Genomic DNA, 26,594 nt, shown 5'->3' with positions numbered 1-26,594 from the left:
ATTTTGGCGATGGCCGTGGCGACGCAGGGATACTGCGTCGTCTGCCGTTTGCAGCGTTTTTTTTTAAGGTTGAAGCATGCGCGTTCTGATTGCTGAACACGACCACTCTGTGTACGCCCAATTGCTGCGCGAGGCAGCGCCGGAACTGGAAGTGCTGACCAGCGGCGACTCCGCTGAACTGGCCCGTCAGGCCGCTGAGTGCCCGGTCTGGCTCGGTCAACCTGACCTGTTGGCGACGCTGTTGCGTCAGGGTCACCAACCGCAGTGGCTGCAATCGACTTGGGCGGGGATCACGCCGCTGCTGGCCGACGGCTTGCCCCGCCACTATCGCCTGACCCGCGCCGTGGGGATTTTCGGTCAGGTGATGGCCGAATACGTGCTCACCTATATGCTCGGTCACGAGCGGGAAGTACTGGCGCGACTGGTCAGCCAGGTCGAGCGCAAGTGGGACGGTCGCCATGGCCAAAGCCTGTCGGGGCGCAAGGTGTTAATCGTCGGCACTGGCGACATCGGCCAGACCGTGGCGCAATTCCTCGTGCCGTTCGGCGTCGAGCTGTACGGAATCGCCAGCAGCGCCCGTGAGCTTGCGCCGTTTGTCGAAGTCGGTTCGCTCGAGGATTTGCCGCGTCTGGTGGGGCAAGTGGATTACGTGGTCAATCTGCTGCCAAATACGCCGAACACCCACGACATCTACGATGCAGCGCTGTTCAAGCAGTTCAAGCCGACGGGGTTGTTCATCAACGTCGGGCGCGGTGTGGCGGTGGTCGATGCGGACTTGGTGGACGCCTTGAAAGAAGGGCATCTGGCGGGAGCCGTGATTGACGTCTGCCGGCAGGAACCGCTTCCGCAACGTCATCCGTTCTGGACGGCCTGGGGCCTGTTGCTGACCGGCCACAGCTCGGCACCGACTTCGCCATCCTTGATGGTGAAACTGTTTGTCGAGAACCTGCGGGCGTATGAGGCGGGTGAGGCGTTGCGCGGGGAAGTGGATTTCGCTCGCGGGTATTGAGGCGCAGCGAAAAAGATCGCAGCTTGCGGCAGCTCCACAGGGTTATGTGTACACCTGTAGGCGCTGCCGAAGGCTGCGATTTTTTGCTTGTGCGCCAGGGATGGCGCGTTGCGCGTAAGCGCAACCAGCTTGGCTGTGGTGGCCTCGCTGGTGACTTGGAGGTGAAAGTCCTCTACACACCCGGCAAGGGGAAGTGTTAGCCAGAGGCAAGGGTGTCGCGGGTGACTGCGAATCTGAAGGAAGCCCGAGGCAAATTGCTGGCCTGACGAACAGGAAGCGGATAGAGGCGGCGCAGCGGGGTAAGAAGGCAAGCATCTTCAGAGCCCGATACTTGCACGGAACGCTGTGACGTAGATCCGACAGGCATAAGCAGGAAGGTCGCGCGAATTACCCTGGGAGATCTGCAGGTTTGCGCGACCGACTTAGTAGCCTGCTGCGTGCAACGCGGAGCCGCAAGATGGTGAACGTCATCGAACGGATAAACCCCGTACTGCGCGGTTGGGCAGGCTATTTCAAGCTAAGTCAGAGCAAGCGGGCACTTGAGACACTGGATGGGTGGGTGCGACATAAACTTCGCTGTATCATCTGGCGCCAATGGAAGCAGCCCTCTACGAGGGCCCGCAACTTGATGCGCTTGGGACTCAACGAGGCGCGTGCTTGTAACTCGGCATTCAATGGTCGAGGCCCTTGGTGGAACTCCGGAGCCCCCCATATGAATCAGGCGCTGCCGAAGAAACTATGGGATCGACTCGGGCTGGTCTCGATACTGGATACGATAACCCGGCTTAACCGCTAAACCTGAACCGCCGTATACGGAACCGTACGTACGGTGGTGTGAGAGGACGGCGGATGTGAATCCGCCTCCTACTCGATTTAGAGGGTGAAATCACCTTCCGCCGCCAGCTCGCTCAACGGACGACGCGGGCTTGGCTCTTCTCGGGCTTGCAGGTAATCCGCCAGGGTTGCTTTGTCGCCCAGCTTGCCGACGGCTACGGCGGCGTGCAGTGCGTAACCTTCAGGAATGTTCAGCGCTTTGCGGGTCGATTCCTGATCGAAGCCGGCCATGCCGTGGGTGTGCCAGCCGCTCAGGCTCGCTTGCAGCGCCAGGTGGCCCCAGGCCGAACCGGTGTCGAAGGTGTGCCACAGGGCTGGGGTTTCTTCAGTGGCGCCAGGTACTGCGAAAGTGGTTTTGGAAATCACGATCACCAGTGCCGAAGCGTGTTGCGCCCAGCTGCGGTTGAACTCATTCAGCAGGCCCAGGTAACGCTCCCAGTTTGGCGTGTCGCGGCGCGCGTAAAGAAAGCGCCAAGGCTGCGAGTTGTACGCCGATGGCGCCCAGCGCGCGGCTTCGAAGAAGCTCAGCAGGGTTTCTTCGGGAATGGCTTCGCCGGTGAAGGCGCGGGGCGACCAGCGATCGGTGAACTGGGGGTGAATGGCGTAATCGGCAACGCGTGGGTTAGCACTCATCAAGAGATTCCTTGCTACGTTTGAACGTGATTGGCGTCGCGAAACCCTACTTGGCGACGTAATAACTGACAAGTGCGTTCTACCGGCAGTCGCCAGTGCTTGGCCCGCGGGCCTGCGGGCACTAGACTGGCGGCCTTTTCACCACCTGATGTTGATGCTTGAACCATGGCCGCCAAAGTAGAACCGTTCTGGATACGCAAAACCCTCGATCAACTCGATCAGGAGGAATGGGAATCGCTGTGCGACGGTTGTGGTTTGTGCTGCCTGCAAAAACTCGAAGATGAAGACGACAACAGCGTCTATTACACGCGTATCGCCTGCAAACTGCTGGACCTGAAAACCTGCCAGTGCACGGATTACCCGAACCGTCGCGACTTTGTGCCTGACTGCATCCAGCTCACGCCCGGCAAGGCCGATCAATTCAAATGGCTGCCGCCGACCTGCGGTTATCGCCTGGTCAGCGAGGGCAAGGATCTGCCGCTGTGGCATCACCTGGTCTGCGGCGACCGCGATGCCGTGCATCACGAACGTATTTCACAATCCGGGCGTATGTTCGCCGAAGGCAGCGTGCCGGAAGATGATTGGGAAGATCACCTGATTTTCCGCGCAGGTTAAACGCCGAACGAGTCAAGGGTTCACCAAGGAGTGTGTATGGCTGTGGGATGGCGGCGGGCACTGGTCGTTGGGTTGCTGACCCTGAGTTCGCCCGTGTGGGCGGCGAAGAAGGTCGATCTGGATTACCACGTGCGCCTGTTGCCGCAAAGCGATCAGGCTGAAGTGCGCCTGACCTTGGCGCAGGGCTCGGCGGTCCGCAGCCTGGACTTCGACCTCGGCGACGGCAGTCATTACAGCGATTTCAAGGCCGATGGCCAATGGCAACTGACTCCGGGCAAACAGAGCCGTGGCGTCTGGCACCCGGCCGCTGACAAGGCCAGCCTGACCTACCGCGTCCGTATCAGCCATGGCCGCAAAACCGGTAGTTTTGATACGCGCATGACGCCGAACTGGGCATTGATGCGCGGCGACGATCTGGTTCCTCCCGCCAGACTCGATCAGCAGGACGGCATCGAACTGGTGTCACGCCTCGAATTCGAATTGCCCGACGGCTGGAAAAGCGTCGAAACCGCCTGGCCGCGAATCGGCAAAAACAAGTTCCGCATCGACAACGTTTCCCGTCTGTTCGACCGGCCCACGGGCTGGATGCTCGCTGGAAACCTTGGCAGCCGTCGCACCCGTCTCGGCGAAACCGAAGTGACCGTGGCCTCACCGCAAGGGCAGGGCATGCGCCGCATGGATGTGCTCACCTTGCTGACGTTCGTTTGGCCGCAAGTGCAAGCCGTGTTCCCTCGACATCCCACCAAGCTGTTGATTGTCGGCGCCAACGATCCGATGTGGCGCGGCAGCCTGGCCGCGCGAGAATCGATCTACTTGAACAGCCGTTTACCGCTGGTCAGCGAAAGCGGCAGCAGTGCGCTGGTGCGGGAGTTGGCGCAGTTGTTCGGGCGGATCAACGACAAGCAGCGCAGTGACTGGATCAGCGAAGGGTTTGCCGAGTATTACGCCATTGAACTGGTGCGCCGTGCCGGAGGCATGAGCGACGAGCGTTACGATCAATTACACCGTCGCTTGGTCAAGGACGGCCAGAAAGTCACCACGCTGCGCGGCGAGCAGGTCAGCCCGGCGCAGGTTTCAAAAGCGGTGGTGCTGTTGCAGGAACTGGACCGCGAGATTCGCTTGAAGACGCGCAACAAGCGTTCGCTGGATGATGTGATGCGCGGGGCAATGCGGTTGGAGAGCATTGATACCAAGGAATTTGTGCAGCTTTCGGAAAGTGTTATTGGCGAATCTTCAAAAGTCCTGGATACCGGGTTGCTTCAGTAAAGATCAAAAGTTCGCAGTCTTCGGCAGTGCCTGTATGGGGTTGCGTACCCCCGTAGGCGCTGCCCAAGGCTGCGATCTTTTGCTTTTAAAGGTCAAACCCCGGTTTTCGGCGACTTCAACGAATCATTCCCCGTGACCGTCGCGGTTTTGGTCGCCGCCTCGGCATTGGCCTTCAATGCCTTCAATTCTTCACCCGCCCGCTGAATCTTCGCCCGCACGTTGTTCATGTCCTGACGGCTTTTTTCCAGCAGGCTTTTCGCCGAGCTGTGGCCGGTTATGCCGCGGGCCAGGGCCACGCCGCCGATGGCCACTTGAATCAAGCCGAAGATGCCGCCGCGACGCAGGCCCTTGCCGACCATCACCACGCCACCGGCCAGCGAACCGATGCGTTCCCAGCCCTCGACGTTCTGCTCGGAGTGGGTCTGGAACGGGGTGGATTCGATACGTTCTACGCGTTTGAGTTCGCTCATGATCTGTCTCCAGGCAGGAAGTAATCGATAGTTAAGCTGACTGCGCAGGCGGGCAGCTTGTTCCATCGGATGTGCGGCCTCTCAGCGGAATTTCGGCCCCGAGCGAGTATTCAGGCCCTTGGCCATGCGGTCGTACAGCACGACATTGACCGTGGCGGCCAGGTTCATGCAACCGGTGGTCGGGATGTAGACCACGTCTTCGCACCAGTCGCGAATCTCTTTATCCAGCGAGCCGTCTTCCGGGCCGAAGATATACAGCGCGCGGTCCGGGTGAGTGTACTCGGGCAACGGGCGTGCCCCTTCGACCAGTTCCACGGCGACCGGTACGCAGTTCAGCGGCAGAATTTTCTTCAGGTCATCGATGCCGATCAGCGGGATGTCGTAGTGGACGCGCTTGGTATCGGTGACGAAGTCGGCGGCGCGTTCATAACGCTTGCCGGTGTAGAACACTGACGCCACGCCATAACAGCCAGCGGCGCGCATCACCGAACCGACGTTCTCCGGTGATTTGGGGTTATACAAACCAATGCAGCTGTACCGTTTGTCTGCCACGAGCGGGGTGCCTTTTGGAAAAAAGCGGGATTATACGGGGATTGGGGAGCTGCGGTCAGATCAGAGATTGGCGGTGCAGGCGCGGCCTCATCGCCAGCCTGCTGGCGATGAGGCCGGTTCAGGCGCTGAAAATCTTCAGTCTTCTTTCTTCATCAACCCGGCCAATGCGGCAAACGGGTTATGCGTGGCCTTGGCGATTTTCGGCGTGCTCAGCGAGCCTTCACCGAAATACTGCTGGTCGGTGTAGCGCGAGTGTTCGTTGTCGTGGCAATACAGGCACAACAGCTCCCAGTTCGAACCGTCCTGCGGGTTGTTGTCGTGGTTATGGTCACGGTGGTGCACGGTCAGTTCGCTCAGGCGCTTGCCGGAGAATTCACGGGCGCAGCGGCCGCACACGTGCGGGTACATCTTCAGGGCCTTGTCGCGGTAGCCCATTTCCTTGTCGCGCTGGTTGTCGGCGAGGATGCGGTCCAGCTTCGACGTGTTGGTTGGGGTGGACGAACTCATGGGTTCACCTTTGTTAAATGACTAATGACGGTATAAGCGCAGTTTAGCTCAGCCCTTGAGCTTCTCGGCAATCCAGATGGTGTGGCGGGTGCCCTTGTTACCGTGGGCGAAGACTTGCACTTCCTCGGCCTTGAACCCGGCTTTTTTCAGTTTGTCGGAAAACTGGCGGTCTGCGCTGGCCGACCAGACCGCCAGCACGCCTTTTGGTCGCAGGGCCTTGGCGCAGGCACTCAGGCCGCCAGCGGAGTAGAGCCAGCTGTTGGCCCGCTGCGTCAGGCCTTCGGGGCCGTTGTCGACGTCGAGCATGATCGCGTCGAAGCCTTGCGGCTCGGCTTGCAGCACTTTGGCCACGTCTTCCATGCGGATCACCGTGCGCGGGTCCTGGAGCGGGTTTCCGGCCTTTTCGCCCAAAGGGCCGCGATTCCATTCCACGACACCGGGTACCAGCTCGGCGACCACCACTTCAGCGCTCTTACCCAGGTGCTTGAGCGCCGACGCGAGGGTGAAACCCATGCCCAGGCCACCGATCAACACCCGCGAATTCGGCCGGCCGGCGACCTTGCGGCAAGGAATCTCGGCCAGGGCATCTTCGGAGCCGTGCATGCGCGTGTTCATCAGTTGCCCGCCGTCGCCACCCTGGATCTTGATGACGAAATCCTCGCCGTACTCGAACAGGCACAGGGCACCGCCGTTCTCGGGAATAGGGGCGGTATCGAGCAGAACGAAACGTTTCATGGGGCTCACTTGAAGAAAATTGGCAGCACAGGGGAAGGCAAACGGACGCAGTTGGGAGTAGCCTGCAAATGACAACAAGGCCAACGGAGCCATTGATGAAGCGCACCATTCTAACGGTCATTGCCCTGGCCGCGCTCTCGATTACTGCAGTGCAGGCCCAGACGCTACAGACTTCGCCCGTCAGTCCCGCGCCGATACCCGGTTCGCCCGGCACCGCGACCCCCACGCCGTATCCGCAAATCACTCCCGCACCCATGCCAAAAGTCGGCCCGGGCAGTGGCGGTCCGCCGTTGGTGCCTATCGAAATGCCGAGCCCGCCGACCAAGGATCAGCCGGTGCCGGGGATCGAGCAGAATCCGCCGAAGGTCAAATCACCCGGCGGTTAAACCTGTTGCGAAAGCAGTTGCCCATCGGCCATGCGCAAGCGCTTGGAAAGGGAGACGGCGAGGGCGCGGATGATCTTGGCGGCTATTTTCGGAGCGTCGTTGAGCATCTTTTCCAGCGAATCCTTGCCCAGATTGAGCAACTGACAGTTGCTCGCCGCCACGCAACTGGCCGAACGACGTTCGCCGTCAAGCACCGCCATTTCGCCGAACGAACGGCCACTGCGCAGGGTGGCGATGGTCACCCGTTGTCCGTCGGCGGTGGATTTCTGTACCGCCACCTGACCGGTATGGATGATGCACATGAAGCTACCGGCATCGCCCTCCTGGAAAATCTGTTCGCCCTGGGCAATGGTGCTGATGCTGAAATAGCCCGAAGCGGCGGCGAAATCCGCCGGCAGCAGTTGGTTGAACAGACCGCAGTCCATCAGCCAGTCGCGAATTTCGTTGTTCAGTAAAGTTGGTTCTGACATGTCGTGCGGTCTTTTTTGTTGTGTCTGTTACGGGCTTGATTTTGAAACCACCACAATCCCCCCTGTAGGAGCGAGCAGGCTGGGGCCCACAGGGGATCATTGTTGTATTGCCAAGTTCCTCAGGCAATCCGCAAAACCTTGAACAAAAATGCGTATTCGAGTGCTACGTCACGCAATCCCTGGTATCGACCGCTCATCCCGCCATGCCCGGCGCCCAGTTCGGTCTTGAGCAGCAGCGGATTTGTGTCGGTTTTGGTCGCGCGCAATTTCGCCACCCACTTGGCCGCTTCCCAGTACTGCACGCGGCTGTCGTTGTAGCCGGCGATCACCAAGGTGGCCGGATAGGCTTGTGCCGTGACGTTTTCGTACGGGGCGTAAGCCTTGATCCGATCATGGATGTCCGGTTCTTCAGGATTACCCCACTCGTCGTATTCGGTGACGGTCAGTGGCAGCTCCGGGTCGAGCATGGTGTTGAGCACGTCGACGAACGGCACTTCAGCAATCGCCGCACCGAACAGCTCCGGACGTTGGTTGAGCACCGCGCCGATCAACAGGCCACCGGCACTGCCACCACTGATTGCCAGTTGTGGCGCGGTGGTAAAACCATTGGCGATCAAGTGTTCGGCACAGGCAATGAAGTCACTGAAGGTGTTGTGCTTGTGCTCCTGCTTGCCGGCGCGATACCAGGCTTCGCCCAATTCACCGCCGCCACGCACATGTGCAATGGCAAACGCCATGCCGCGATCGAGCAGGCTCAGGCGTGCGTGGGAGAACCACGGGTCAAGGCTTTCGCCATAGGCGCCGTAGCCGTACAGGTACAGCGGCACCGGTTTGCCAAGGGCTTCGCGCTTGACCACCAGGCTGATCGGCACCTGCGTGCCGTCAGGCGCGGTGGCCCACAGGCGCTGGCTGACGTAAGCGTCGGCGTCGAACGGACCGAGCACCGGGGTTTGCTTGAGCACTTGCTGTTCGCCGTTGCTCAGTTGCAGTTGGCGGATCTGCGCCGGACGGTTCAACGCTTCATAGCGCAGGCGAATCCGCTCGCTGACGAATTCCAGGCTGTTCTGCACGTGCAGGCTGTAGGCCGCGTCCGGCAATTGCACTCGGTAGCTCGGCAGGTCTTGCGGATGGACTTCAATGATTGGCAGGCCACCTTCACGCAGGCTGAGGGTCATGGCGGCTGCATTCAGGCTCATGCCATCAATCATCACGGTGTCGCTGTGGGGGATCAGGTTCTGCCAATCGGCTTCGATCGGCGCCGAGCCAGTATCGACAGCGGTATACAGGGCGAAGTTGATGCCATCGCGGTTGGTGCGGATGAACCAGGTCCACTGGCCATCATGGGTGCCGTGGTCGACGTCGTACTCATGGTCCTCGACCCGTGGCGCAATGCAGGTAAAGGCTTGCTGTGGCTGGTTGGCGTCGAGTACCCAGACTTCGCTGGTGGTCTTGCTGCCCACGGACAGCAACAGTTGCTGCTCGGAGCTGGCGCGATAGCAGTGCATGAAGAAGCGGCCGTCCGGCTCATGGAACACTTCTTCGGCCGCGGTGCCGTCCAGACGATAGCGGTACAGCTTGTGCGGGCGATGGGTGTCGTCCAGTTCGCCGAAGAACAGCGTCAGGCTGTCATTGGCCCAGGTCATGCTGCCGTCGCAGTCCTGGAATTCCAGTTCACTGACACGACCGTCGGACAATTCCTTCACGAACAGCGTGTAGATCTCATCACCTGAGGAATCGATGCTGTAGGCCAGGCGCTGGTGGTCCGGGCTGATACTGAACGCGCCCAGGGCAAAGAAACCGCCATTGGCCAGCACGTTCGGGTCCAGCAGCAGTTGTTCCCGGCTTTCGTCGAGAGTCAGGCTGTCATCGGCCGGGCGCGGGCAGCGGTAGTGGCGGGCGTATTCGTCGCCCGCCGTGGTGCGCGTGTAATACAGATACGGGCCCCACGGCGAGGGCAGGGACAGGTCGGTTTCGAGAATCCGGCCCTTGATTTCCTCGAACAGGGTTTCACGCAGCCCGGCCTGATCGGCGGTTTGTGCGTCCTGATAGCTGTTTTCAGCCTTGAGGTAGTCGAGCACCGCAGCGGTGTCGCGCTCCTGCAGCCAGGCATACGGGTCGGAACCTTCGGCCTTGTGGGCGATCGGGGCGTCGCAAATGTTGGCGGATAGGGGCATGGAGGACTCTCGGACAGTGTTCGAAATAGGCGACGCCGTCAGCGGGGCAGCCTGACGGGCGAAAAGCCGTTATCATAAGCGCCTCTTTGCCTGCCTTGCCATGGACACCATGACCGAGAACGACTATCTGATCGCTTGGGGCCTCTACGCCTTTGCCGCTTTGGGCTGCCTGTTGGTGTGGATGCGCATTACCCGCTGGATGTGGCGTTGGCTGCGTGAGCCGCTGCGGTTGCTGGTGGCGGTGCTGCTGTTCAGCCCGACCATCATTGACCCGGTAAAGGAAAAGGTCGCCCCGGCCATCGCCATTACCGCCCTGGACTTGTTGTTCAAGGTCGGCAACAACGCGTGGCGGGCGATTTCCGATCTGTTCATGTACGGCATGATCGCGTTCGGCATTTACCTGGTGTTCGTGGCGATCCGCTTCCCCCTCGAACGCGCCTCCAATGCCCGCAAGGAACAGGCTGCCGCCGCGAAAGCTGCTGCCCGTGCCGAGGAGCCGGAAGAGGAACACTCGTTCGGCGGTGCCGGCGATGATCGCTACGGTCGTCCGCCAGTGCCGAGCAATCCCCAGCGCATGCGGGTCGAACCTCGTCTGTAACCTTGCCCCCTGCCATTGAGCGAGAGTCCGAGCATGTGTGAGTTATTGGGCATGAGCGCCAATGTCCCGACCGATATCGTGTTCAGCTTCACCGGGCTGATGCAGCGCGGCGGCCGCACCGGTCCGCATCGCGATGGCTGGGGCATTGCCTTCTATGAAGGTCGTGGGCTGCGGCTGTTCCAGGACCCGGCGGCGAGCTGCGAGTCGGAAGTCGCGAACCTGGTGCAGCGCTATCCGATCAAGAGCGAAGTGGTGATCGGGCACATCCGCCAGGCCAACGTCGGCAAGGTCTGCCTGTCCAATACCCATCCGTTCGTCCGAGAGCTGTGGGGGCGCAATTGGTGTTTCGCCCATAACGGCCAATTGGCTGACTTCCAGCCGAAGGTCAGTTTTTATCGCCCGGTTGGCGATACCGACAGCGAAGCGGCATTTTGCGATTTGCTCAACCGCGTACGTGCGGCGTTCCCCGAGCCGGTCGAGGTCGAGGAGTTGCTGCCGGATCTGGTCGCTGCCTGCGCCGAATACCGCAACAAAGGCGTGTTCAACTGCCTGCTCAGCGATGGCGACTGGTTGTTCTGCTACTGCTCGACCAAACTGGCGCAGATTACCCGCCGCGCCCCGTTCGGCCCGGCGCGTCTGAAGGACGTCGACGTGATCGTCGACTTCCAGGCCGAAACCACGCCCAACGACGTGGTCACCGTGATCGCCACCGAACCCCTGACCGAAAACGAAACCTGGACCCGTTACGAACCGGGCCAATGGAGCCTGTGGCGACGCGGTGAATGCGTCAGCCAGGGCATGACCGAATAAGGATCTGCTCCCCATGTTGCTCAGTTATCTACGGCTGGTGTTATTTGCGGCGGGCCTGTTGATCGGTGTCCAGGTGCCGGGGTTCATCAACGATTATGCCAAGCGGATCGAAGCGCATCTGATTGAAGCGCAAACCGGATTGAGCGGATTTCAGAACACCGCCAATCAGTTCTTCAAGGGCGATATGCAGGCTTTGGTGGCCCATTACCGCGCCAGCGAAGACCCGATCTTTCGCAGTGATGCCGACAGCCTGAGTAACCTGCTGACCCGTCAGGTGGCATTGGACAAGCAGTTCCAGGCGATGCAAGGGCCGTGGTACATCCGCTTCCTGCAAGTGGTGCTGGCCGCCGATCCGGATATTCGCAAGGAAACCTGGAATGGCTACAGCTACCAGATCCTGTTGACCCCGGAAGCGATGATCTGGGGCATGAGCGGCGCACTGCTGCTGTCGTTCGGCATCGAGTGCCTGTTCCGTCTGATCGATTGGGTGGTGCTGGGCGGCAGACGCCTGCGCCAGAGCCGGCCGATCGAAGAGCGGGATTTGCGCGGGCTGTAAATCACTACGGATTTTTGTAGCAGCTGGCGAAGCCTGCTGCTACCAAAGCTCAACGCGCCAGTTTGATGTAGTGCTCACCCACCCGACGCGCATACCCCTCCAGCACCTGCTGACACAACGCGACAATTTCCTCGACCCACTCAACGCCCACCCGCCACGACACCACCACCTGCAAGTCCGGTGGCCGTTGATCGATATCCAGCAAGGTCAATTCCCCGCGCGCCAGTTCCTCGGCCACTAGCACCGGCGGCAACGCGCCGATGCCAAAGCCGTCACGCAACAACCGGGTGATCGCCGACACCGAATTCACGCAATTGAGTCGCGGTGCCGTCACGCCATTGGCCTGCATCAGCGCCAGCACTTCCTGATGCGGATGGGAGTTTTTCGAATAGGTGATGATCCGCTCATTCGCCAGATCGGCGAGGCCTGAATATTCACGGTTGTACAGCGAATTGCTGGCGACGATCCAGCCCATCGGGTGGCTGGCCAGTTCCAGGCTGCGCACACTTTCCTGGCGTAGCAGGTCGGTTTGCAGGATCACATCGAGGAAGCCTTTTTGCAGCTGATCGCAGAGGTTGAGCGATGTATCGGCCACCAGCTCGATTTCCACCAGTGGATAGTGATCGGTCATCTGCGCCACCAGCGGGCTAAGCCAGGTGTGGATTACGGTGTCCATCACGCCGATACGCACACGCCCGGCTTTGCTCGAGCGGGTTTCGATCGACTGCTTGAGCGCCTGCATGGTGTCCATCATCTGCTCGGCGTAATCGAGCACTTTCAAGCCTTCGGGCGTCAGGCTCACTCCACGCGAATCACGCAGGAAAAGCTTCACACCGAGCTCGCTTTCGAGCACGGCGATGCGGCTGGAAATCGACGCCTGGGTGGTGAAGAGCTTGTCGGCGGTCAGGCGAAAACTCTTGAGTCGGGCGACCCAGACAAAGGTCTCGAGAAACTTCAGGTTCATGGGATCAAGTTTTTCTTATGGCTAGGACGGGTTTTTATTAGTTGGACGCGGCAGGGTGGCGCGACCAAAAATCGACGCATCCGGTTCCCACGATAGGCGTCGTTGGGGCTCAGAACAATACCAATAAAATCAGCGCGGAGATTTGCCATGAGTGCGCCCGACACCACTGCCATCCCGAAAGCATCGGCTCGCCCGGGGCCTTTCGACTGGTATCGCAACATCAATCAGCAGGAACGCCGCACCTTCTGGAGCTGCAAGATCGGCTATGGCCTGGACGGCATGGACACTCAGATGCTCAGCTTCGTGGTGCCGACCCTGATTGCCATGTGGGGCATCACCACCGGGCAGGCCGGGCTGATTCATACCAGCACGCTGATCGCTTCGGCCATCGGTGGCTGGGTGGCGGGGATTCTCTCCGACCGCATCGGCCGGGTGCGCACACTGCAACTGACCGTGTTGTGGTTCGCCTTCTTCACCTTCCTCTGCGGTTTCGCGCAGAACTACGAGCAACTGTTGATCGCCCGCACCCTGATGGGCTTCGGTTTCGGTGGTGAATGGACGGCCGGCGCGGTGCTGATCGGTGAAGTGATTCGTGCCCAGGACCGCGGCAAGGCCGTGGGCATGGTGCAATCCGGCTGGGCGTTGGGCTGGGGCCTGACTGCAATTCTGTATGCGCTGCTGTTCTCGATCATGCCGCCGGAAGATGCCTGGCGGGCGCTGTTCATCCTTGGCATTGTGCCGGCGGTTTTCGTGATTTTCGTCCGCCGTCTGGTCAAGGACCCGGAAATCTACCGCGAAGCCAAAGCCAGGCAAGCGCCAAGCAATCCGTCGAAGTTCTACGAGATCTTCGCTCCCGGCATGCTCTTCACCACGATTCGAGCTTCGTTACTGACCACTGGCGCATTGGGCGGTTATTACGCGATCACGTCCTGGCTGCCGACTTTCCTGAAGAACGAACGCGGTTTGAGCGTACTCGGCACTGGCGGGTATCTGGCGATGGTGATCGTCGGATCCTACGTCGGCTATGTCATCAGCGCCTATTTGACCGACATTCTCGGCCGTAAAAAGAACTTCATTCTGTTCGCCGTCGGCTCGTTCACCATCGTGTTGCTCTACACCCAGCTGCCCGTTAGCAACGGCGTGATGCTGTGGCTGGGCTTCCCACTGGGCTTCTTCGCCTCGGGGATTTTCAGCGGCATGGGCGCGTTCCTGACCGAGTTGTTCCCGACGCGCATTCGCGGCTCGGGCCAGGGTTTCTGCTACAACATCGGCCGGGCGCTGGCCGCATTGTTCCCGCTGCTGATCGGCTTGCTCAGTCAGACGGTGCCGCTGAGCGTAGGTATCGGCGCCTTTGCGGCAGTGTCCTACGGCGTGGTGATTCTGGCGGCGCTGAGCCTGCCGGAAACCCGTGGCAAACAACTCGACGCCCAGTAACTGATAATCTGCGGGGCTGTCTTACAGATATGTCCCGCAGCTAAAAAGAACAAAGCCTACAGGAGTGTTCATCGTGAGCCGCCTGCTATTGAACTGCGACATCGGCGAGAGTTTCGGCAACTGGACCATGGGTCTGGACGCGGAAGTCATGCCCTTCATCGATTGCGCCAACATCGCCTGCGGTTTTCACGCCGGCGACCCGAGCATCATGCGCAAGACCGTCAGCCTGGCGCTCAGTCATGGGGTAAAGATCGGCGCTCATCCGGCCTATCAGGACCTGGTGGGATTCGGCCGTCGCTCCATGGCGTATACCAGCCAGGAACTTCAGGACATTTTGCATTACCAGATCGGTGCCCTCGATGGCATCTGCCGGGCTCAGGGTGGGCGGGTCAGTTACGTCAAACCCCACGGCGCGATGTACAACGACATGATGGCCAACCCGGCGCAATTGCGCGCCGTGCTGCAAGCGGTGGCGGCCTATGACCGCAACCTGCCATTGATGTTGATGGCGACCAAAGACAACCGCGCCGCGCAGCAGTTGGGCGATGAATACGGCGTGACCCTGTGGTTCGAGGCCTTCGCCGATCGCGCTTACGACAGCGCAGGCATGTTGGTCTCGCGACAACTGCCGGGAGCGGTGCATCACGATCCGGAAAAAATCATCAATCAGGCGCTGACCATCGCCCGTGGCGACAACCTCACCGCCAGCGACGGCAGTGACCTGCTTTTGCAGGCCAACACTCTCTGCGTGCACGGCGACAACGCCAGTTCGGTCGCCGCCGTGCAGCGAATCCGTGAAGCCCTGAACCGGCAGAGCGCGTCATGAAACTGCGGGTGGAAGTGGTCGCACTGGATTGTCTGATGGTGCGCTTGTTCGATGAAATTGCCGAAGCCAACATGCCATGGATGCTGGCGGCCAGCGAAAGTCTGCGAGCGGCGTTTGCGGAACACCTGATCGATCTGGTGCCGTCCTACACAACCTTGATGGTGCATTACGATCTGACCGCGTTGAGCCCGACTCAGGCCCGGGAGTTGATTGCCCAAGCTCTGATTGACCTATCGCCCAACGCGCACACTCGCGGCACCTGTCATGTGTTGCCGGTGTGGTACGACTTGAGCGTCGGCCCGGAATTGAGCCTGCTTTCGCAGCGCAGCGGGTTGGCAGTCGAGGACGTGATTCGCCGTCACAGCGAGCGTGAGTATCAGGTGTTTGCCCTGGGATTTGCGCCGGGCTTCGCCTTCATGGGGTTGGTGGAAGAAGTGCTGGCCGCGCCGCGCCTGAACACGCCACGCAAGAAAGTCGCTGCCGGCAGTGTCGGCATCGCTGAACGGCAAACGGCGGCTTACCCGGTGGTTTCGCCGGGGGGCTGGAACCTGATCGGCCGCACGCCGACCAAATTGTTCGACCGCAACCGTGATGGCTACAGCCTGATGCAACCGGGCGACACCGTGCGTTTCGAAGCGGTCGGCCATGCCGAATTCATCAACCTGGGCGGTGACGACACGCCACTGGAGTCCCTGGTATGAGCCGTTTGACGATAGAGGCGAGCACGCCGCTGTGCCTGCTGCAGGACGCCGGGCGTGTCGGCGTGCGGCATTTGGGCGTGACCCAGGGCGGTGCAGCCGATTGGCGTTCGATGTCGTGGGCCAATTGGTTGTTGGGCAACGGACTGGATGCGTCGGTGATCGAAATCACCCTGGGCGGGTTCACCGTGGTGGCCGAGGAAGATTGCGTGCTGGCGCTGGCCGGGGCGGATCTGGGCGCTCAAGTGAACGGTGAAGCGCTGGCATCGTGGCGCAGTTTCAGGCTGCAAAAAGGTCAGCGTTTGCAATTCACCCAGCCGTTGCTTGGCGCACGTGCCTATCTGGCCGCACCGGGTGGCTTCGATGCACCGAAGGTGTTGGGCAGCAGCGCGACGGTGGTCCGTGAGGAACTCGGTGGACTGGATGGCATGGGTCGCGCGTTGAGCAAAGGCGCGGGTTTGAGTTACTCAGGCAACTCAGTGATGTTGCTGCGGGAGTTGACCGCAGACCAGCGGCCAAATCTGAATCTTGATGCGCCGCTGGATCTGGTGCTCGGTGCACAAATCGGTGAGTTCAGCGGGCAGAGTCTGTTCGATGCGTTCAACAGTGCGTGGAGTCTCGACAGCCGTGCCGATCGCATGGGCATTCGCCTGCTGGGCACGGCGTTGCAGTACCAGGGTAAGCCGATGATTTCCGAAGGCATTCCGTTGGGTGCGGTGCAAGTGCCACCGGATGGACAGCCGATTGTGTTGCTCAATGATCGGCAGACCATTGGTGGCTATCCGCGTTTGGGAGCGTTGACGCCGTTGGCGCTGGCTCGGTTGGCGCAATGTTTGCCGGGGGCGCAGGTGCGGTTGAAACCGGTGGTGCAGGATGTGGCGCATCGCGAACACGTCGAGTATTTGCAGCGCTTCAATAACCGCTAAAAGCATCGCGAGCAGGCTCGCTCCCACATTTGATCTGTGTCGTGCACAAAACCAATGTGGGAGCGAGCCTGCTCGCGATGGGTCCCGAACGGGCACAGAAGATCACTTGGAAAGAAACCGCATCCCTTCTTCCAGCCCGCGAAGGGTCAGCGGATACATCTGATCCTCGATCAAATCCCTCACGATATTGGTCGACGAGGTATAGCCCCACGTGTCCTTCGGATACGGGTTAATCCAGATGAGCTTCTTGTACTTCTCCTTGAACCGCTGCATCCACACGTAACCGGCTTCTTCGTTCCAGTGCTCGACGCTGCCGCCCGGCTGGGTGATTTCATAGGGCGCCATGGCGGCGTCACCGATGAAGATCACTTTGTAGTCGGCGCCGTACTTGTGCAGCAGGTCCATGGTCGAGGTGCGCTCGGAGGTGCGGCGCATGTTGTTCTTCCACACTGATTCATAAATGAAGTTGTGGAAGTAGAAATACTCCAGATGCTTGAACTCGGTTTTGCAGGCCGAGAACAGCTCTTCGCAGATCTTCACGTGCGCATCCATCGAACCGCCGATGTCGAACAACAGCAACAGCTTGACGGTATTGCGCCGCTCCGGTCGCATCTGGATGTTCAGCAGGCCGGCGTCCTTGGCGGTGTGATCGATAGTGCCGTCGATGTCCAGCTCTTCCGCCGCACCCTGGCGAGCGAACTTGCGCAAGCGGCGCAGGGCGACCTTGATGTTGCGCGTGCCCAGCTCGACCGAATCGTCGAGGTTCTTGTATTCGCGCTGGTCCCAGACCTTGACCGCTTTGCCCTGGCGCTTGCCGGCATCGCCGACCCGGATGCCTTCCGGGTTGAAGCCGCCGGAGCCAAACGGGCTGGTGCCACCGGTGCCGATCCATTTGTTGCCACCGGCATGGCGTTCCTTCTGTTCTTCCAGGCGTTTCTTGAACTCTTCGATCAGCTTGTCGAGGCCGCCCAGGGACTGGATCGCCGCCCGCTCTTCGTCGGTCAGCGAACGCTCGAACTCCTTGCGCAGCCAGTCTTCGGGGATCAACGCCTGAAGATGATCGTCGAGTTTTTCCAGGCCGTTGAAATAGGCACCAAAGGCTCGGTCGAACTTGTCGAAATGCTTTTCGTCCTTCACTAGAATCGCCCGGGACAGGTAGTAAAACTCGTCCATGTCGGCGAAGGTCACGCGCTGTTTCAGCGCGTTGATCAGGTCCAGCAGTTCGCGGACCGAAACCGGCACTTTGGCTGCACGCATTTCATTGAACAGGTTGAGCAACATGGCATCAGCCTCTTAGCGGGTGCCGCGACGGCTCATGAACGCCAGACGCTCCAGCAGTTGCACGTCCTGTTCGTTTTTCACCAGCGCACCGGCCAGCGGCGGGATGGCCTTGGTTGGATCGCGTTCACGCAGTACCGCTTCGCCGATGTTGTCGGCCATCAGCAGCTTCAGCCAGTCCACCAGTTCGGAGGTTGAAGGCTTCTTCTTCAGGCCCGGCACCTTGCGCACGTCGAAGAACACGTCCAGCGCTTCACTGACCAGGTCTTTCTTGATGTCCGGGTAGTGCACGTCGACGATCCGCTGCATCGTGGTGCGATCAGGGAAGGCGATGTAATGGAAGAAGCAGCGGCGCAGGAAGGCGTCCGGCAGCTCTTTCTCGTTGTTGGAGGTAATGATGATGATCGGGCGTTTCTTGGCCTTGATGGTCTCGTCGATCTCGTAGACGTAGAACTCCATCTTGTCGAGTTCTTGCAGCAGGTCGTTGGGGAACTCGATGTCGGCCTTGTCGATTTCGTCGATCAGCAGGATCACCCGCTCATCGGATTCGAAGGCTTCCCAGAGCTTGCCTTTTTTCAGGTAGTTGCGAACGTCGTGGACCTTTTCCGTGCCCAGCTGCGAATCGCGTAGACGGCTGACTGCGTCGTACTCGTACAGGCCTTGATGGGCCTTGGTGGTGGACTTGATGTGCCAGGTAATCAGCTTGGCGCCAAAGGATTCGGCCAGTTGCTCGGCGAGCATGGTCTTGCCGGTGCCCGGTTCGCCCTTGACCAGCAGCGGCCGCTCCAGGGTGATGGCGGCGTTGACTGCCAGCTTCAGGTCATCGGTGGCGACGTAGGCCTGGGTGCCTTCGAACTTCATCTGCTAATCCTCGAACGGTAACGCCGACCTGAACGAGGCAGGGCGGGGCGCAATAAAATGGTCAGCCCCGACTATAACGCGCTGTCCGGTCGACTGTGAACGCAGACGGCTTATTCAGTCTCTGAATGGAGCGTCACATCTTGACTCTGTCTCGGCGCGTGGCCGGCATTGAGCTATCGCCGTATTGGCGATAGACATGCGAGGCATGTCACGTTAACCAGCATCCGGCTTCGGTCGTTCATACCGGGCATTGAACGCCTGAATGAAACCATTACGTAAAATCTGCAAAAACGCTTCGAACGCGCTGATATTTTGCTGATGCACGCTACCGCTGAGTTCAACCCGCGTGGCGAACTGGTTTTTACCCTGGTTTTTCAACACCGTTTCGGTCCCCCCCACGAGCGCTTCCCACACCGAGCGGAACAAACCCTTTTTTTCGTTTTGCACATCCTGCTGCCAGTTAAAGACATCCACATCGCGCAGCAGCGGTTTGATATAGCCGGTGAGTCGGCCCTTGCTGGCTTTGGCTTCGATCACCACGTCGCCGTGGCCGGCGTTGAAGTCGAATTTGCCGTAGGCCGAGGCGAAGTCGTTCATGCGCTTGAGCTCGATGTCCTTGGCCCGCAGGCGAAATTCGAAGTCTTCGAAATTGCTCAGCGGATCGAACGTCGCGCTGGTCTCCAGCGGCGCATGCCCCAGCAGCAGCGCCTTGCCTTCGAAGCGGGCGTCACGCTTGCCTTTGGTGTCGACGACGTTGGTCAGGTTGTAAATGCTTGCGTCGACCTTGGTGGCATTCATGTTCACTGGCGGTTTGGAATTGAAGTTGCGAAAGCTGATCTTGCCGTCATCTATCCGCACTTCGTTCAGGGTGATGGGCAACAGTTTGCCCAGTTGCGCGCGCCAGTCGGTGCCCTGACCGGTCTGTGAGTTCTGTTTGTTAGCGCCGCCGTCGACGAAATTCACTTCGGGATTGATGAACTGCACTTCGGCCACCACCGCGTGGTCGTACCAGAGCGAATGCCAACTGACGGAAAGGTCGATCAGCGGCGCATTGACGAACGGCACAGGCACCTTGCCGTCGACCTTGACGATTTTCAGGCCGTTGATTTTATAGGCGCCACGCCACAGGGCCAGGTCTACATCGGTGATCTGGCCGCGGTAGTCGCCCATGTCCGCCAGCCTGTCATTGAGGTAGTCGCGCACCAGGTAGGGCAGGGCGAAGTGCAGCGTAATCAGCAGCACAACGAGGCCGGCGAGGGTCCACAGCGACCAGCTGTAACGACGTTTCATAGTGGCAAATCTCTGGCGATCTAAAGCCATTGACTGCGCAGGCAACCGGACGTTCGACCTGACTGGACGCCCAAGGGCAAGAGGCTTACCTTGATGCCCTATTTCAATGCTGTCGTTAAGGACCCAGCCATGAGCCGTATTTTCGCTGACAACGCCCATTCCATCGGCAATACACCGCTGGTGCAGATCAACCGCATCGCCCCGCGTGGTGTGACCATCCTGGCGAAGATCGAAGGGCGCAATCCCGGTTACTCGGTCAAGTGCCGGATCGGCGCGAACATGATCTGGGATGCCGAAAGCACCGGCAAACTCAAGCCAGGCATGACCATTGTCGAGCCGACCTCCGGCAACACCGGCATTGGCCTGGCCTTCGTCGCGGCCGCGCGGGGCTATAAGTTGATGCTGACCATGCCTTCATCCATGAGCATCGAGCGACGCAAGGTGCTCAAGGCGCTGGGGGCGGAGCTGGTGCTGACGGAACCGGCCAAGGGCATGAAAGGCGCGATCGAGAAAGCCGGCGAAATCGTTGCCAGCGATCCGTCCAAATACTTCATGCCGGCGCAGTTCGATAACCCGGCCAACCCGGCCATCCACGAAAAAACCACGGGTCCGGAAATCTGGAACGATACGGACGGCGCGGTGGATGTTTTGGTGGCAGGCGTTGGAACCGGTGGAACCATTACCGGCGTCTCGCGGTATATCAAGAATACCCAGGGCAAACCGATCATCTCGGTGGCGGTGGAACCGGTCGTTTCGCCGGTGATTTCCCAGGCGCTGGCCGGTGAAGAGATCAAGCCGAGCCCGCACAAAATCCAGGGCATCGGTGCCGGTTTCGTGCCGAAGAACCTGGACCTGTCTATCGTTGACCGGGTGGAACTGGTCAGCGACGAGGAGTCCAAGGCCATGGCGCTGCGTTTGATGCAGGAGGAAGGGATTCTATGCGGCATCTCCTGCGGTGCGGCGATGGCGGTGGCGGTGCGTCTGGCCGAGACACCGGAAATGCAGGGCAAGACCATCGTGGTGATCCTGCCGGATTCCGGTGAGCGTTACTTGTCGAGCATGCTGTTCAGCGATCTGTTTACCGAGCAGGAGAACCAGCAGTAACGCTCAGGTTTCGCGCGGTGGTGGAGAAGGGGCAAATGCCTTCTTCAACTGGGCTGATTCAGGTCAGCCCACGTTCAGGCGCGTTGTGTTAATTGATGTGTTGTTGCGCAATCGTTAGCACTGAATGTTGGTTTGGACGGGTTTTTCCATTGGTTGGTAGCGTTTATCATGCCAACAGCGACGTCGGGTAAATGGCGTAGTGCAAAGTGTCTGTTACCAGGGAGCCGTAGATGACTTTATCCTTTGCCGTAAAGGCGTCGTTGTTGTTGCTGTTTCTCGGCAGCACCCTCTATGTGCATTTACGTGGCAAGGCACGTCTGCCGGTTCTGCGTCAGTTCGTCAACCATTCGGCGCTGTTTGCACCTTACAACGCCTTGATGTACCTGTTCTCCAGCGTGCCCTCCAAGCCCTATCTGGACCGCAACCGGTTTCCTGAACTGGATGTGCTCAAGAACAACTGGGAAGCCATTCGCGACGAAGCGATGCACTTGTTCGACGAGGGCTACATCCGCGCCGCCGAAAAGAACAACGACGCCGGTTTCGGTTCGTTCTTCAAGAAAGGCTGGAAGCGTTTCTACCTCAAGTGGTACGACAAACCATTGCCATCGGCCGAGCTGCTATGCCCGAAAACCGTGGAACTGGTCAGCCGCATTCCCAACGTCAAAGGCGCGATGTTCGCGTTGCTGCCGGGCGGCAGTCACCTCAACCCTCACCGCGACCCGTTCGCCGGTTCCCTGCGTTATCACTTGGGCCTGTCGACCCCCAATTCCGATGATTGCCGCATTTTTGTCGACGGTCAGGTGTATGCCTGGCGCGACGGTGAAGATGTGATGTTTGATGAAACTTACGTGCATTGGGTCAAGAACGAGACCGACCAGACCCGGGTCATCCTGTTCTGTGACATCGAGCGTCCGCTGAGCAGTCGCCTGATGACGCGCATCAACCGTTCGATCAGTGCTTTTTTGGGCCGCGCCACCGCACCGCAGAACCTCGATGACGAGCGTGTTGGCGGAATCAACCGGGCGTATGCCTGGAGCAAGAACTCCAGCGACAAAATCAGCGGTGCAGTCAAACAGTGGAAGCGCGGTAACCCCAAGGCGTACCGCGTGCTGCGGCCGGTATTGGCGGTGGTGGTGCTGGTGTTGTTGGGGTATTGGTTGTTTGGGTGATTGTCTGCATGAAAAAACCGCACTTTGGGAGCGCTTTTTTATTTGCTCAGCGCATGCTCGGCCCGCACCGAGTTCATGAACGCCTGCATCGCCGATGACTGAATGCGATGACGCCGCGTGATCAAGCCATACGGAGGCAACCTCGCCTCGAACTTGATCGGCAGCACCGCCAGCAGATCACGTCCCGGATAATCCTCAACCACCGATACCGGTGTGACGCCGAGCATGTCGGTCTGCTGAATCAACGAGAGCAGGGTCATGATCGACGTGGTTTCGACAATGCTGCTGGGGATGTCGACCCGGGCGTTGTGGAACACCTGATTGATGATCGCGCGCATCGGGCTCGGATGCTGTTGCAGCACCCAGGTCATGTTTTGTAATTCGGCCCAGCCCAGGTGCTTCTCCTGCGCCAACGGATTTTGCGCGCTGGCTATCACGCACAAGGCTTCTTCGCCGAGGCTGTCGAAAAGCAATTCTTCGGCGCGGGCGCCGACCGGAATCCGCCCCAATACGATGTCCAGTTGATCCTGCAACAGTGCCTGTACCAGCACGTCGCTGGTATCGACCTGAATGCTCATGGACAAGCGTGGATGGCTTTTCTTCAACGTCGCGATGGTGCGGGTCAACAACCCCGAAGCGAGCGCTGGAATAGCGCCGACCGCGACCCGGCCAAGGTTGCCGGATTCGAGCGCGACCAGTTCTTCGCGCATGCCGCTGAGTTCGGCGAAAACCATGCGCGCGTAGTAGATGACGGTTTCCCCGAACGGGGTAGAGCGCATGCCACGGGGCAGGCGTTCGAAGAGTTCGACACCGAGCAAGTCCTCGGCTTCGTGCAGCATCTTGGTGGCGGCGGGTTGGGTCATGCCGATGTGATCGGCAGCGCGGCGCAGCGAGCCGAATTCCTGCAGCGCCAGCATCAACCGCAGTTGGCGCAGACGCAGTCGACTGTGGATCATATTGGCAGCAGGAATTCGGGTCATGGGCCGCGCTCGCAAGAAAGTCTGCGGCAAGCCTGACAACAAATGTCAGGCGTTGCCAGCATTGCTGTGTCACAGCACCGATTTTGCCTTGGCGACAGGGGATTTGCGCAGGCCCAACAGCGCGCCTAACGCCTTGGAAATCAACGGCCAGAACAGCATCAACAGGGCCGCCGTGGTCAGGCTGCCCACCAACGGGTTGGACCAGAAAATCCCCAGTTGCCCGTCAGAGAACAGCATCGACTGACGGAACGCATCTTCGGCCTTGTCGCCCAAAACAGCCGCCAGCACCAGCGGCGCAATCGGGTAGCCGAGTTTCTTGAACAGATAACCCAGCGCGCCGAAGCCCAGCATCAGCACCACGTCGAAGAACGAGTTGTGTACCGAGTACGCACCGATGGCGCAGACCATGATGATGATCGGCGCGATGATCGAGAACGGAATGCGCAGGATCGAGGCGAACAGCGGCACGGTGGCCAACACCACGATCAGACTCACCACGTTGCCCAAATACATGCTTGCGATCAGGCCCCAGACAAAATCGTGCTGCTCGACGAACAGTGTCGGTCCAGGGTGCAGGCCCCAGATCATCAAGCCGCCGAGCATCACCGCAGCGGTGGCCGAACCTGGAATGCCCAGGGTCAGCATCGGCAGCAGGGCGCTGGTGCCGGCGGCGTGGTCGGCAGTTTCGGGGGCGATCACGCCTTCGACTTCGCCTTTGCCGAAGTTCTCGCGGTTCTTCGAAAAACGCCGTGCCAGGCTGTAGCTCATGAACGATGCGGCGGTCGGGCCGCCGGGGGTGATGCCCATCCAGCAACCGACCAGCGTGCTGCGCACAATCGTCCACCAGTAGCGCGGTAACTTGGCCCAAGTGCGCAGAATCACCATCGGCGTAATGCGCGCGTGTTCGCCTCGGAACACTAGACCTTCTTCAACCGTGCAAAGAATTTCACCGATGCCGAACAGGCCGATTACCGCCACTTCAAAACTGATGCCGGTCATCAGGATCGGTTGGTCGAAGGTCAGGCGCAGGTTGCCCGAAACGGTGTCCATGCCGACGGCCGCCATGGCGAAACCGATCATCATGGCTACCACGGTTTTCAGCGGCGGGTTCTTGCTCATGCCGATGAACGTGCAGAACGCCAACAGGTACACCGCGAAGAACTCCGGCGAACTGAACGACATGGCGAACGCGGCAATCTTCGTCGACAGGAATGTCAGCAACAAGACGCCGCACAGGGCGCCGATCAGGGCCGAGCTGAACGCGGCGGTCAGGGCTTCGGCGGCGCGACCTTCGCGGGCCATCGGATAGCCGTCGAAGGTGGTCGCCACCGATGAGGGTTCACCGGGTATGTTGAACAGGATCGAGGTGATCGAGCCGCCGAACAGCGCGCCCCAATACATGCACGACAGCAGAATGATCGCCGACACCGGCGACATGGTGAACGTCAGTGGCAGCAGCAACGCCACGCCATTGGGGGCGCCGAGACCAGGCAGGACGCCGACCAGAATGCCCAGCAGCACGCCGATCACCATCAGGCCGATATGGCCCGGGGTCAGGATCAGGTTCATGCCTTGCAGCAGGGAATCGAATTCGCTCATTTGAAATTTCTCCCGGCCAGGGCAATCCAGTCGCCCATTGGGCCAGCATCCAGCGGCACCTTGAACCACAACGCGAAAATCAGGTAACTGGCCAGCACCGCGCCGAGGGACACGCTGGCGATCATCCATTTGCCGTAAGGCCTGGCGCGGACTTTGTCACGCCACATGAACCAGGCAATGAACGCCGCCGAAGCGATGTAGATGCCAGTGAACGGCATCGAACCGACGAACAGCGCAATCGGCACGAACACCGACATCACTTGTTTAAAAGCACTGCGACTGACGAATGCGACGCTCAATACTTTCCAGCGCACCAGGGTCAGCACGCCGTTGGCTACACTCGCGGCGCTCAACATCAGGCCGATGTAAAAGGGGAAGTAACCCGGCTCAGGGCCGGCATCCCCCCAGCCGATGCCTTGTTCGATGCTGCCGAACATCACCACGGCGCCGATCAGGGTGGTGAACAGCGTCAGGCCGAGTTCGACCCAACGGGTGCTGACCAGCGCCGGTGAATCCGAAGAATGTGACATGAAACACCTCCAGCAGGTGACGGCCGCCCGTGGACGAGCGGCCCTGGCAACTTCAGTTTTTCAGCCAGCCGGCTTCTTTGAATACCGGGGTGACGCGGGCGGTGTCTTTTTCGATGTAGGCGGTCAACGGCTCGCCTTCGAGGAAGGTCGGCACCAGCGCGTTCTGCTTGACGTAGGCCTTGAACTCCGGTGTTTCGGTGACTTTGCGCATCAGTTCGACATAGAACGCCCGTTGTTCGGCGCTGATTTCCCCGGGCATGAACACGGTGCGCGGGAAGCGGTATTGATCGATGCCCAGGCCTTGTTCCTGACAGGTCGGAACATCGGCCCAGGATTTGTCTCCGGCGACTTTGTCCGTGTAGGCCATGCGCTCTTTACTGAAGACGCAGAGCGGTTCGACCTGGTCGCCGCGCCATTGGCTGACGCTTTCGCTGGGGTTGTTGACGTTGGCGGCGATGTGTTTGCCAGCCAGTTGAGTCGCGGCTTCGCTGCCGCTCTTGAACGGGATGTACACCAGTTTGCTGTTGGTGGTCTGGTTCAGCAGCAGGGTCAGGGTCTGGTCGACATCCTTGGACTGGCTGCCGCCCATGCGCAGGTTCGACGGGTCAGCCTTGACCGCTTCGTAGAAGCTTTTTGCGTCCTTCCACGGTGCGCCTTTGTAACTCCAGAGGATGAAGTCGTCTTCAGCCACGGCGGCAATCGGCGTCAGTTCCTGCCATTGGTAACCAAGCTTGGACACCAGTGGCAACAGGTAGATGTTGTTGGTGCCAATCACCAGTTTCTCGGCATCGCCCTTGTTCATTTTCATGTCGAGGAACGCTTCGGCACCGTTGCCGCCGCCCTTGTTGAGGACGATGGTGTTGACGTCGAGCAGCTTGTGGGTGGTGATGATCGACTGGATCAGCCGACCGAGTTGGTCGGTGCCGCCACCGGGGCCGCCGGCCACGACGATTTCGACGTTCTTGTCCGGTTGCCAGGCGTGAGCCAAAGCGGGAAGGGCGCCAGCGGCGACCAGGGTGCAGCCAAGAAACAGACGGGATGTGCGACGGACGAATGCATTTCGCATGATGGAAGAGCCTCGTTTTTTTGTATTTGTTATGAGTGACTTGTCTGCGCTGTGAAGCCGCAAGCCTGGCCTGAGTGTGAGAACGTGGCGTCGCCGCGTCTAGTCAAAACAATACATACACCGATAGCCTGGGGTTATAGCAAGGCGAGCGAAGCAGGCGTTCTATAGGCGCAAGCTTGCTTGCGATGGACTCAAGGGCACTGCACTAATACAGGAAACACGCGTGTTCGTTGACGACCATCGCGAGCAGGCTC

General features: G+C 59.8%; 28 protein-coding genes and 1 pseudogene. 14 read left to right on the top strand and 15 right to left on the bottom strand.

Features of this window, described 5'->3' with window-relative positions; all coding sequences use genetic code 11:
• Positions 1–76 precede the first annotated feature (76 nt).
• A complete protein-coding gene (locus tag ACNYC6_RS06200; RefSeq protein WP_419711546.1) occupies positions 77–1,009 on the top strand; it encodes a D-2-hydroxyacid dehydrogenase in 933 nt (310 codons plus the stop codon).
• Between the two features lie 409 nt (positions 1,010–1,418).
• Positions 1,419–1,805: pseudogene (locus ACNYC6_RS06195) on the top strand (group II intron maturase-specific domain-containing protein); the annotation flags it as partial.
• A gap of 77 nt (positions 1,806–1,882) precedes the next feature.
• Here ACNYC6_RS06195 and ACNYC6_RS06190 read toward each other — a convergent pair.
• Positions 1,883–2,476: a nitroreductase family protein gene (locus ACNYC6_RS06190; protein ID WP_419711545.1), complete on the bottom strand. Its 594-nt coding sequence runs from the start codon at positions 2,474–2,476 to the stop codon at positions 1,883–1,885.
• Between the two features lie 165 nt (positions 2,477–2,641).
• On the opposite strand from ACNYC6_RS06190, the gene ACNYC6_RS06185 reads away from it, so the two are divergent.
• Positions 2,642–3,091: a YcgN family cysteine cluster protein gene (locus ACNYC6_RS06185; protein WP_419711544.1), complete on the top strand. Its 450-nt coding sequence runs from the start codon at positions 2,642–2,644 to the stop codon at positions 3,089–3,091.
• A gap of 36 nt (positions 3,092–3,127) precedes the next feature.
• Positions 3,128–4,357: a hypothetical protein gene (locus ACNYC6_RS06180; RefSeq protein WP_419711543.1), complete on the top strand. Its 1,230-nt coding sequence runs from the start codon at positions 3,128–3,130 to the stop codon at positions 4,355–4,357.
• Between the two features lie 92 nt (positions 4,358–4,449).
• Here the strand turns inward: ACNYC6_RS06180 and ACNYC6_RS06175 are convergent, their stop codons facing one another.
• The 4 genes from ACNYC6_RS06175 to ACNYC6_RS06160 form a co-directional block, all read right to left on the bottom strand.
• A complete protein-coding gene (locus ACNYC6_RS06175; protein WP_419711542.1) occupies positions 4,450–4,827 on the bottom strand; it encodes a YgaP family membrane protein in 378 nt (125 codons plus the stop codon).
• Positions 4,828–4,908: 81 nt separating this feature from the next.
• Positions 4,909–5,379 (bottom strand): RNA methyltransferase, encoded by a 471-nt coding sequence (locus ACNYC6_RS06170; protein WP_007911337.1) that lies wholly within the window; start codon positions 5,377–5,379, stop codon positions 4,909–4,911.
• Positions 5,380–5,514: 135 nt separating this feature from the next.
• Positions 5,515–5,886 carry a YajD family HNH nuclease gene (locus ACNYC6_RS06165; RefSeq protein ID WP_007944009.1) on the bottom strand — a complete coding sequence of 124 codons (372 nt, stop codon included), beginning with the start codon at positions 5,884–5,886 and terminating at the stop codon, positions 5,515–5,517.
• 48 nt (positions 5,887–5,934) lie between these two features.
• Positions 5,935–6,621 (bottom strand): spermidine synthase, encoded by a 687-nt coding sequence (locus ACNYC6_RS06160; protein ID WP_414919870.1) that lies wholly within the window; start codon positions 6,619–6,621, stop codon positions 5,935–5,937.
• A gap of 95 nt (positions 6,622–6,716) precedes the next feature.
• Between ACNYC6_RS06160 and ACNYC6_RS06155 the strand changes: the two genes are divergently transcribed.
• Positions 6,717–7,007 carry a hypothetical protein gene (locus ACNYC6_RS06155; RefSeq protein WP_419711541.1) on the top strand — a complete coding sequence of 97 codons (291 nt, stop codon included), beginning with the start codon at positions 6,717–6,719 and terminating at the stop codon, positions 7,005–7,007.
• Here the strand turns inward: ACNYC6_RS06155 and ACNYC6_RS06150 are convergent.
• Both ACNYC6_RS06150 and ACNYC6_RS06145 read right to left on the bottom strand, forming a co-directional pair.
• On the bottom strand, positions 7,004–7,477 hold the full coding sequence (locus ACNYC6_RS06150) for a cyclic nucleotide-binding domain-containing protein (RefSeq protein WP_338585244.1): 474 nt from the start codon (positions 7,475–7,477) through the stop codon (positions 7,004–7,006). The two genes, ACNYC6_RS06155 and ACNYC6_RS06150, sit on opposite strands and share 4 nt — an antisense overlap.
• Before the next feature lie 119 nt (positions 7,478–7,596).
• Positions 7,597–9,651 (bottom strand): S9 family peptidase, encoded by a 2,055-nt coding sequence (locus ACNYC6_RS06145; RefSeq protein WP_419711540.1) that lies wholly within the window; start codon positions 9,649–9,651, stop codon positions 7,597–7,599.
• Positions 9,652–9,751: 100 nt separating this feature from the next.
• Here ACNYC6_RS06145 and ACNYC6_RS06140 point away from each other — a divergent pair, with 100 nt between their 5' ends.
• From ACNYC6_RS06140 to ACNYC6_RS06130, 3 genes are read left to right on the top strand one after another with little or no spacing between them, the layout of a single operon-like run.
• Complete coding sequence (locus ACNYC6_RS06140) at positions 9,752–10,249, top strand: MFS transporter (RefSeq protein WP_419711539.1); 498 nt, start codon at positions 9,752–9,754, stop codon at positions 10,247–10,249.
• Positions 10,250–10,282: 33 nt separating this feature from the next.
• Positions 10,283–11,059, top strand: a complete 777-nt coding sequence (locus tag ACNYC6_RS06135; RefSeq protein WP_419711538.1) for a class II glutamine amidotransferase — start codon at positions 10,283–10,285, stop codon at positions 11,057–11,059.
• 13 nt (positions 11,060–11,072) lie between these two features.
• On the top strand, positions 11,073–11,615 hold the full coding sequence (locus ACNYC6_RS06130) for a DUF2937 family protein (protein WP_419711537.1): 543 nt from the start codon (positions 11,073–11,075) through the stop codon (positions 11,613–11,615).
• 49 nt (positions 11,616–11,664) lie between these two features.
• Here ACNYC6_RS06130 and ACNYC6_RS06125 read toward each other — a convergent pair whose 3' ends face one another.
• Complete coding sequence (locus ACNYC6_RS06125; RefSeq protein ID WP_419711536.1) at positions 11,665–12,579, bottom strand: LysR family transcriptional regulator; 915 nt, start codon at positions 12,577–12,579, stop codon at positions 11,665–11,667.
• Positions 12,580–12,726: 147 nt separating this feature from the next.
• On the opposite strand from ACNYC6_RS06125, the gene ACNYC6_RS06120 reads away from it, so the two are divergent.
• The 4 genes from ACNYC6_RS06120 to ACNYC6_RS06105 all read left to right on the top strand — a co-directional run bounded on the left by ACNYC6_RS06120 (position 12,727) and on the right by ACNYC6_RS06105 (position 16,463).
• A complete protein-coding gene (locus tag ACNYC6_RS06120; RefSeq protein ID WP_419711535.1) occupies positions 12,727–14,013 on the top strand; it encodes an MFS transporter in 1,287 nt (428 codons plus the stop codon).
• Positions 14,014–14,086: 73 nt separating this feature from the next.
• Complete coding sequence (locus ACNYC6_RS06115; protein WP_419711534.1) at positions 14,087–14,839, top strand: 5-oxoprolinase subunit PxpA; 753 nt, start codon at positions 14,087–14,089, stop codon at positions 14,837–14,839.
• Complete coding sequence (pxpB, locus tag ACNYC6_RS06110; protein ID WP_419711533.1) at positions 14,836–15,540, top strand: 5-oxoprolinase subunit PxpB; 705 nt, start codon at positions 14,836–14,838, stop codon at positions 15,538–15,540. The genes ACNYC6_RS06115 and pxpB overlap by 4 nt, the downstream gene beginning before the upstream one ends.
• The gene (locus ACNYC6_RS06105; RefSeq protein WP_419711532.1) at positions 15,537–16,463 is read left to right on the top strand and encodes a biotin-dependent carboxyltransferase family protein; all 927 of its coding nucleotides are present in this window, start codon (positions 15,537–15,539) and stop codon (positions 16,461–16,463) included. Before pxpB ends, ACNYC6_RS06105 begins: the two co-directional genes overlap by 4 nt.
• A gap of 102 nt (positions 16,464–16,565) precedes the next feature.
• Here ACNYC6_RS06105 and ACNYC6_RS06100 read toward each other — a convergent pair whose 3' ends face one another.
• From ACNYC6_RS06100 to ACNYC6_RS06090, 3 genes are all read right to left on the bottom strand, one after another.
• On the bottom strand, positions 16,566–17,744 hold the full coding sequence (locus ACNYC6_RS06100; RefSeq protein ID WP_046816791.1) for a vWA domain-containing protein: 1,179 nt from the start codon (positions 17,742–17,744) through the stop codon (positions 16,566–16,568).
• Positions 17,745–17,756: 12 nt separating this feature from the next.
• The gene (locus ACNYC6_RS06095; protein WP_419711531.1) at positions 17,757–18,602 is read right to left on the bottom strand and encodes an AAA family ATPase; all 846 of its coding nucleotides are present in this window, start codon (positions 18,600–18,602) and stop codon (positions 17,757–17,759) included.
• Positions 18,603–18,815: 213 nt separating this feature from the next.
• Positions 18,816–19,892: a DUF748 domain-containing protein gene (locus ACNYC6_RS06090; protein ID WP_419711530.1), complete on the bottom strand. Its 1,077-nt coding sequence runs from the start codon at positions 19,890–19,892 to the stop codon at positions 18,816–18,818.
• Between the two features lie 129 nt (positions 19,893–20,021).
• Here ACNYC6_RS06090 and cysK point away from each other — a divergent pair, with 129 nt between their 5' ends.
• Positions 20,022–20,996: a cysteine synthase A gene (cysK, locus tag ACNYC6_RS06085; RefSeq protein WP_419711529.1), complete on the top strand. Its 975-nt coding sequence runs from the start codon at positions 20,022–20,024 to the stop codon at positions 20,994–20,996.
• Between the two features lie 230 nt (positions 20,997–21,226).
• Positions 21,227–22,165: an aspartyl/asparaginyl beta-hydroxylase domain-containing protein gene (locus tag ACNYC6_RS06080; RefSeq protein ID WP_419711528.1), complete on the top strand. Its 939-nt coding sequence runs from the start codon at positions 21,227–21,229 to the stop codon at positions 22,163–22,165.
• Between the two features lie 38 nt (positions 22,166–22,203).
• Here ACNYC6_RS06080 and ACNYC6_RS06075 read toward each other — a convergent pair whose 3' ends face one another.
• The 4 genes from ACNYC6_RS06075 to ACNYC6_RS06060 form a co-directional block, all read right to left on the bottom strand.
• Complete coding sequence (locus ACNYC6_RS06075; protein ID WP_419711527.1) at positions 22,204–23,145, bottom strand: LysR family transcriptional regulator; 942 nt, start codon at positions 23,143–23,145, stop codon at positions 22,204–22,206.
• A 69-nt stretch (positions 23,146–23,214) separates the two neighbouring features.
• Positions 23,215–24,744, bottom strand: coding sequence for a tripartite tricarboxylate transporter permease (locus ACNYC6_RS06070; RefSeq protein ID WP_419711526.1), 1,530 nt, complete (start codon positions 24,742–24,744; stop codon positions 23,215–23,217).
• Positions 24,741–25,274, bottom strand: a complete 534-nt coding sequence (locus ACNYC6_RS06065) for a tripartite tricarboxylate transporter TctB family protein (protein ID WP_419711525.1) — start codon at positions 25,272–25,274, stop codon at positions 24,741–24,743. Before ACNYC6_RS06065 ends, ACNYC6_RS06070 begins: the two co-directional genes overlap by 4 nt.
• Before the next feature lie 52 nt (positions 25,275–25,326).
• Positions 25,327–26,340 carry a Bug family tripartite tricarboxylate transporter substrate binding protein gene (locus tag ACNYC6_RS06060; protein ID WP_419711524.1) on the bottom strand — a complete coding sequence of 338 codons (1,014 nt, stop codon included), beginning with the start codon at positions 26,338–26,340 and terminating at the stop codon, positions 25,327–25,329.
• Between the last annotated feature and the right edge of the window lie 254 nt (positions 26,341–26,594).

The organism is Pseudomonas sp. NFX224, assembly GCF_048565165.1.
GTDB lineage: Bacteria > Pseudomonadota > Gammaproteobacteria > Pseudomonadales > Pseudomonadaceae > Aquipseudomonas.
This window is presented reverse-complemented; position numbering and strand designations above follow the sequence as displayed.

Excerpts from the sequence above, each read along its gene's own strand:
- ACNYC6_RS06100 (WP_046816791.1), bottom strand. The coding sequence starts at position 17,744 with ATGTTGCTCAACCTGTTCAATGAAATGCGTGCAGCCAAAGTGCCGGTT.
- ACNYC6_RS06185 (WP_419711544.1), top strand. The coding sequence starts at position 2,642 with ATGGCCGCCAAAGTAGAACCGTTCTGGATACGCAAAACCCTCGATCAA.
- ACNYC6_RS06140 (WP_419711539.1), top strand. The coding sequence starts at position 9,752 with ATGGACACCATGACCGAGAACGACTATCTGATCGCTTGGGGCCTCTAC.
- ACNYC6_RS06070 (WP_419711526.1), bottom strand. The coding sequence starts at position 24,744 with ATGAGCGAATTCGATTCCCTGCTGCAAGGCATGAACCTGATCCTGACC.
- ACNYC6_RS06145 (WP_419711540.1), bottom strand. The coding sequence starts at position 9,651 with ATGCCCCTATCCGCCAACATTTGCGACGCCCCGATCGCCCACAAGGCC.
- ACNYC6_RS06060 (WP_419711524.1), bottom strand. The coding sequence starts at position 26,340 with ATGCGAAATGCATTCGTCCGTCGCACATCCCGTCTGTTTCTTGGCTGC.
- ACNYC6_RS06095 (WP_419711531.1), bottom strand. The coding sequence starts at position 18,602 with ATGAAGTTCGAAGGCACCCAGGCCTACGTCGCCACCGATGACCTGAAG.
- ACNYC6_RS06175 (WP_419711542.1), bottom strand. The coding sequence starts at position 4,827 with ATGAGCGAACTCAAACGCGTAGAACGTATCGAATCCACCCCGTTCCAG.
- ACNYC6_RS06065 (WP_419711525.1), bottom strand. The coding sequence starts at position 25,274 with ATGTCACATTCTTCGGATTCACCGGCGCTGGTCAGCACCCGTTGGGTC.
- ACNYC6_RS06135 (WP_419711538.1), top strand. The coding sequence starts at position 10,283 with ATGTGTGAGTTATTGGGCATGAGCGCCAATGTCCCGACCGATATCGTG.
- ACNYC6_RS06080 (WP_419711528.1), top strand. The coding sequence starts at position 21,227 with ATGACTTTATCCTTTGCCGTAAAGGCGTCGTTGTTGTTGCTGTTTCTC.
- ACNYC6_RS06090 (WP_419711530.1), bottom strand. The coding sequence starts at position 19,892 with ATGAAACGTCGTTACAGCTGGTCGCTGTGGACCCTCGCCGGCCTCGTT.
- ACNYC6_RS06075 (WP_419711527.1), bottom strand. The coding sequence starts at position 23,145 with ATGACCCGAATTCCTGCTGCCAATATGATCCACAGTCGACTGCGTCTG.
- ACNYC6_RS06130 (WP_419711537.1), top strand. The coding sequence starts at position 11,073 with ATGTTGCTCAGTTATCTACGGCTGGTGTTATTTGCGGCGGGCCTGTTG.
- ACNYC6_RS06165 (WP_007944009.1), bottom strand. The coding sequence starts at position 5,886 with ATGAGTTCGTCCACCCCAACCAACACGTCGAAGCTGGACCGCATCCTC.
- ACNYC6_RS06120 (WP_419711535.1), top strand. The coding sequence starts at position 12,727 with ATGAGTGCGCCCGACACCACTGCCATCCCGAAAGCATCGGCTCGCCCG.
- ACNYC6_RS06155 (WP_419711541.1), top strand. The coding sequence starts at position 6,717 with ATGAAGCGCACCATTCTAACGGTCATTGCCCTGGCCGCGCTCTCGATT.
- ACNYC6_RS06200 (WP_419711546.1), top strand. The coding sequence starts at position 77 with ATGCGCGTTCTGATTGCTGAACACGACCACTCTGTGTACGCCCAATTG.
- ACNYC6_RS06125 (WP_419711536.1), bottom strand. The coding sequence starts at position 12,579 with ATGAACCTGAAGTTTCTCGAGACCTTTGTCTGGGTCGCCCGACTCAAG.
- ACNYC6_RS06105 (WP_419711532.1), top strand. The coding sequence starts at position 15,537 with ATGAGCCGTTTGACGATAGAGGCGAGCACGCCGCTGTGCCTGCTGCAG.
- ACNYC6_RS06190 (WP_419711545.1), bottom strand. The coding sequence starts at position 2,476 with ATGAGTGCTAACCCACGCGTTGCCGATTACGCCATTCACCCCCAGTTC.
- ACNYC6_RS06150 (WP_338585244.1), bottom strand. The coding sequence starts at position 7,477 with ATGTCAGAACCAACTTTACTGAACAACGAAATTCGCGACTGGCTGATG.
- ACNYC6_RS06160 (WP_414919870.1), bottom strand. The coding sequence starts at position 6,621 with ATGAAACGTTTCGTTCTGCTCGATACCGCCCCTATTCCCGAGAACGGC.
- cysK (WP_419711529.1), top strand. The coding sequence starts at position 20,022 with ATGAGCCGTATTTTCGCTGACAACGCCCATTCCATCGGCAATACACCG.
- ACNYC6_RS06180 (WP_419711543.1), top strand. The coding sequence starts at position 3,128 with ATGGCTGTGGGATGGCGGCGGGCACTGGTCGTTGGGTTGCTGACCCTG.
- pxpB (WP_419711533.1), top strand. The coding sequence starts at position 14,836 with ATGAAACTGCGGGTGGAAGTGGTCGCACTGGATTGTCTGATGGTGCGC.